Annotated in this window: 3 protein-coding genes; 2 read left to right on the forward strand and 1 reads right to left on the reverse strand. The window is 41.5% G+C overall.

Features of this window, described 5'->3' with window-relative positions:
* The first annotated feature begins 1,197 nt into the window (after window positions 1-1,197).
* On the forward strand, window positions 1,198-2,109 hold the full coding sequence (gene galU, locus H5187_RS22570) for a UTP--glucose-1-phosphate uridylyltransferase GalU (RefSeq protein ID WP_149980576.1): 912 nt from the start codon (window positions 1,198-1,200) through the stop codon (window positions 2,107-2,109).
* Between the two features lie 178 nt (window positions 2,110-2,287).
* Window positions 2,288-2,560 (forward strand): four helix bundle protein, encoded by a 273-nt coding sequence (locus H5187_RS22575; RefSeq protein ID WP_220491401.1) that lies wholly within the window; start codon window positions 2,288-2,290, stop codon window positions 2,558-2,560.
* A 160-nt stretch (window positions 2,561-2,720) separates the two neighbouring features.
* Here H5187_RS22575 and H5187_RS22580 read toward each other — a convergent pair whose 3' ends face one another.
* Window positions 2,721-4,118, reverse strand: coding sequence for an MBL fold metallo-hydrolase RNA specificity domain-containing protein (locus H5187_RS22580; RefSeq protein ID WP_182798393.1), 1,398 nt, complete (start codon window positions 4,116-4,118; stop codon window positions 2,721-2,723).
* Between the last annotated feature and the right edge of the window lie 753 nt (window positions 4,119-4,871).

Here is a 4,871-nt window from a genome sequence, read left to right on the forward strand (position 1 = left end):
AAGATTAAAGGTTAAAGGTTAAAGGTTAAAGGTGCTAGGGAAGTGACTAGGACCTAGAGCCTAAAACCTAGCTACTATGTTTTAAAGCGTAGGCGCGGTTTTATGCCGCGCGGTTTATAAACTTCATGGCTAAAGCCATTTCCTACGTTTTGTACATTTTACCTTAGGCGAGAAGATAAAGATGTGAATAAACATGCGTCAGCAAGCTTAACGCCTACGGTGTTAAATTGTATTCTGGTGTTTAATTACTTGTAGGCGAGTGGCTTGCCACCGCGATATTCAAAATTTGGTGTGGTATTTGTGCGTCAGCAAGCTCAACGCCTACGGGTGTTAAAGTTTGTCTCGGTGTTAAATTTACTTTGATGTTTAATTAATTACCTGTAGGCGAGTGGCTTGCCACCGCGTTTTAAATGTGGCTCGGTGTTGGTGCGTCAGCAAGCTTAACGCCTACGGGTGTTAAGGTTTATCTCGGTGTTAAATCACTTGTAGGCGAGTGGCTTGCCACCGCGTTTCAAAATGTGGTGTGGTGTTTTTGCGTCAGCAAGCTTAACGCCTACGGGTGTTAAATTTTACTCTGGTGTTTAATTAATTACTTGTAGGCGAGTGGCTTGCCACCGCGAACAGGCCTAAAGCCATTTCCTACGTTTTTACATTTTACCTTAGGCGAGAAGATAAAGATGTTAATAAACACGCGTCAGCAAGCTTAACGCCTACGGGTGTTAAATTTACTTTGATGTTTAATTAATTACCTGTAGGCGAGTGGCTTGCCACCGCGTTTTAAAATGTGGTGTGGTGTTTTTGCGTCAGCAAGCTTAACGCCTACGGTGTTAAATTGTATTCTGGTGTTTAATTAATTACTTGTAGGCGAGTGGCTTGCCACCGCGAACAGGTCAAAGCCATTTCCTACGTTTTTACATTTTACCTTAGGCGAGAAGATAAAGATGTTAATAAACACGCGTCAGCAAGCTTAACGCCTACGGTGTTAAATTGTATTCTGGTGTTTAATTACTTGTAGGCGAGTGGCTTGCCACCGCGAACAGGTCAAAGGTTAAAGGTGCTAGGAAGACAACGGTACTTGGTGTTAGGGAAGTGACTAGGAGCTAGGAACTCGTTGTTCGAAGCCCGAATACATTCACTTCCGATAAAGCTTTGTGTTGTTAGATTAAGTTAAATTAAATATTAAATAAAGGACTAACTATGAAAGCTGTTATCCCAGTTGCTGGACTTGGTACACGTATGTTACCAATGACTAAAGCAATCCCAAAAGAAATGCTCCCACTGGTTGATAAGCCACTTATTCAATACATAGTGAATGAGTGCGTTGCAGCGGGTATTAAAGAAATTGTGCTTGTTACTCATAGCTCTAAAAATGCGATTGAAAACCATTTTGATACTAGCTTTGAACTTGAAGCGACACTTGAAAAACGCGTAAAGCGTAAGTTACTTGATGAAGTGCGCTCTATTTGCCCGCCTGATGTAACTATTTTACATGTGCGCCAAGGTGAAGCTAAAGGTTTGGGTCATGCAGTGTTGTGTGCTAAGCCAATCATTGGTGATGAAGATTTTGTAGTTTTACTGCCTGATGTAATACTTGATGCTTATACTGCAGATCAAAAAACTGAAAACTTAGCGGCAATGATTGCACGTTTTAAAGCAACATCAGCAAGCCAAATTATGCTTGAACCCGTACCTGAGCAAGATGTATGTAAATACGGCATTGCTGATATAAATGGCGCTGTAATTACTGCGGGTGAAAGTGCGAAAATCAAAACAATGGTTGAAAAACCAAGTGTTGGTGACGCGCCATCAAACCTTGCTGTAGTTGGTCGTTATGTGCTGTCAAAAACTATTTGGCAATTACTTGATAAAACTCCGGTTGGCGCAGGTGGTGAAATACAACTAACCGACGCTATTGATATGCTTATGAAAATTGAAACGGTTGAAGCATTTCATATGAGCGGCCGAGCTCATGACTGTGGTGATAAATTAGGTTATTTAAAAGCGATTGTTGAATACAGCATGCGTGATGAAAACCTAGGTGCTGACTTTACAAGCTTTGTTGCAGAGTTAGTTAACCCTAAAAAACCAAGTCATTTAAAGGCAGTGTAAAATTTAGATGTCTGAGGTTTCGAGCTTCGAGTTGCGGGCTACGTATCATCGTAGCCGCTGATTATAGTAATTAGGTTCTGGGTTGTTCTGCGAGGTGATATATTACGTCCTGCAGTTAAATTATAGTTCCATTGTTATTTAGTCGTTTTCGAAAGGGAGTAGCAACCCAGGAGGGGTGATGAAATATGAAAATTTAGATGTATGGAAGAAATCTTTTTCATTAAGTTTATTTGTATATCAAGTTTTCAATGATTTACGAGATTTTGGGCTTAAAGATCAAATGTGTCGCTGTGCTGTTTCTGTTCCGAGTAATATAGCGGAAGGTTATGAGCGCTATTCCGATAAAGAAAGAGCGTATTTTCTTTCTGTGGCAAAAGGCTCTGTAGGAGAATTAAAAACGCAGCTTATGATTGTTTTTGAGCTTGGTTATATCAATCACGAGCAAACATAGTTCGCATTAAATGAGTGCAAAGTAATTGGGAGAATGCTTGGGAAATTGATCTATGTAATCAAAAGCTCATGAGAATCTCACAACCTGTGCTACACAGAATAATGAAAAGGTTAAAGACTAGGAATTAGACTAAATTTAACACCGGGCTGCTCGTAGCCCGCTACTCGAAGCTCGTCAACGATTCCCCAATTTCAATTTTAACTCCTTCTCCTAGTACCTCTCGATACTCTTGGGCTAATGCCTGTTTTGCATCATCATCGCCATGGACTATTTTTATATGGCTGGGCTTTTTACGCATACCTGTTACAAATTTTATTAAGCCGTTTTGATCTGCATGAGCAATGTAGCCGCTGATTGTGTGTACTGCTGCGTTAATGGTGATTTTATGGTTATTAATATGCACATAACCATTACTTGGTCCATAGGTTTGAATATCTCGGCCGAGCGTGCCACGGCCTTGGTAGCCAACAAAAATCACATCGGTAGTTTCATCAGGTAAAAATCGCTCTAGGTAATTCACAATTCGTCCGCCGGTGCACATGCCACTAGCGGCAAGAATAATTGCGGGTTGTTTGCGTTTGCTTAGGTAATTAATTACGGCAATATGCTCTTGGTGGCTGTCGATAGTATGCAACTGCGCAAAGTTTAATGGATGGCGACCTTTGGCTAAGCGTTTTTTTGCTTCATCGTCCCAGAGGGTTTTAAATTTTCGATACTCTGTGGTGAAGTTAGCTGCCATAGGGGAGTCAACAATAACCTCTATATTTTGCCATGGTGAATTTTTAGCTGCGTTGTGAATTATTTGCTCCAGTTCGTACAGTAACTCTTGCGTACGGCCAATGCTAAACGCTGGCACTAATACAATGCCATTATCGGCAACGGCTTTTTCAATCACCTTTTTCAGTGTTTGCGTGCGTTCTTTTCGGCCTTGATGGTTTTTATCACCATAGGTTGACTCGATCACTAAAGTATCGGCTTTGTAAGGCGCTTTTGGGGAAGGCAGTAGCGGAGTATGCGGCGCTCCTAGGTCACCAGAAAATACTACGCGATGGGAATTTCCCTTGATAGTTTTAGTTTTTATATCGATTTCAACATAGGCGGAGCCTAAAATATGCCCGGCACGCTGTAAGCGAGCTTTCGCGGTGGGCTTGTTGCTGGTGGTTGGTAAGTCAAACCAGCTATTAAATTCGATAGCGACAATACGCTTGGCAAGTAAGCTTAAACAGGCGTTAATAATTTTTTGATCTCGCGTTACACCGACTTTAAGTGCATCTTCAATCACTAATGGCAATAAACTCGCCGATGCCTTCGAAGTAAAAATAGGGCCAGTGAAACCAGCAGCAAATAAGTAAGGTATGCGGCCAACGTGGTCAATATGACAATGCGTAACAATCAGCGCAGTGACAGTTGAGATATCAAAGTTGATAGCTAAACTTGACCCGGCGTCTTCCCCTTGAAAAAGCCCACAGTCAATCAACACCGATGAGTGTTGATCATAATCTAACTGATGGCATGACCCCGTAACCCCATTCACCGCTCCATGATGGGTAATTTTCATGGTTGATCCTTGTTGATTAAATTATACAAATTAGAAACAAGGTTAGGATAAAAAATGTCAAATTAAAAGGTTGAAGAGAGAAGGTTAGAGGTTAAAGGTACTCGAAGGCTTTATGATGCGGGGATTATAAAATTCATGGTTAAAGCCATTTCCTACGTTTTGTACAATTTGCCTGGCATTAACCTTTTGCGTATATGCCTATGTAGGCGAGTGGCTTGCCACCGCGATATTCAATATTGTTTCGGTGTTTTGCGTCAGCAAGCTTAACGCCTACGGGTGTTAACGTTAATCTCAGTGTTTAATTATTCACTGTAGGCGAGTGGCTTGCCACCGCGTTTCAATATGTGGTGTTTTTGCGTCAGCAAGCTCAACGCCTACGGTGTTAAAGTTTATTTTGATGTTTAATTGATCACTTGTAGGCGAGTGGCTTGCCACCGCGATATTCAATATTGTTTCGGTATTTATGCGTCAGCAAGCTCAACGCCTACGGTGTTAAGGTTTATCTCGGTGTTTAATTAATTGCTTGTAGGCGAGTGGCTTGCCACCGCGAACAGGTTAAAGGTGCTAGGAAGACAAGGGTACTAGGGAAGTGACTAGGACCTGCGCTTTAAGATCTGGTTCCTATATTTTAAAACGTAGGCGCGGCTTTATGCCGCGCGGTTGTATTGAACCATCAGTCATTAGATTTCAGGTGTAGCTAATCTCTGCCTTTAACCTTTAACCTTTAACCTTTAACCTTTAACCTTTAACCCC

The sequence above is a fragment of the Pseudoalteromonas sp. SG44-1 genome (assembly GCF_014164315.1).
Lineage (GTDB): Bacteria > Pseudomonadota > Gammaproteobacteria > Enterobacterales > Alteromonadaceae > Pseudoalteromonas > Pseudoalteromonas rhizosphaerae.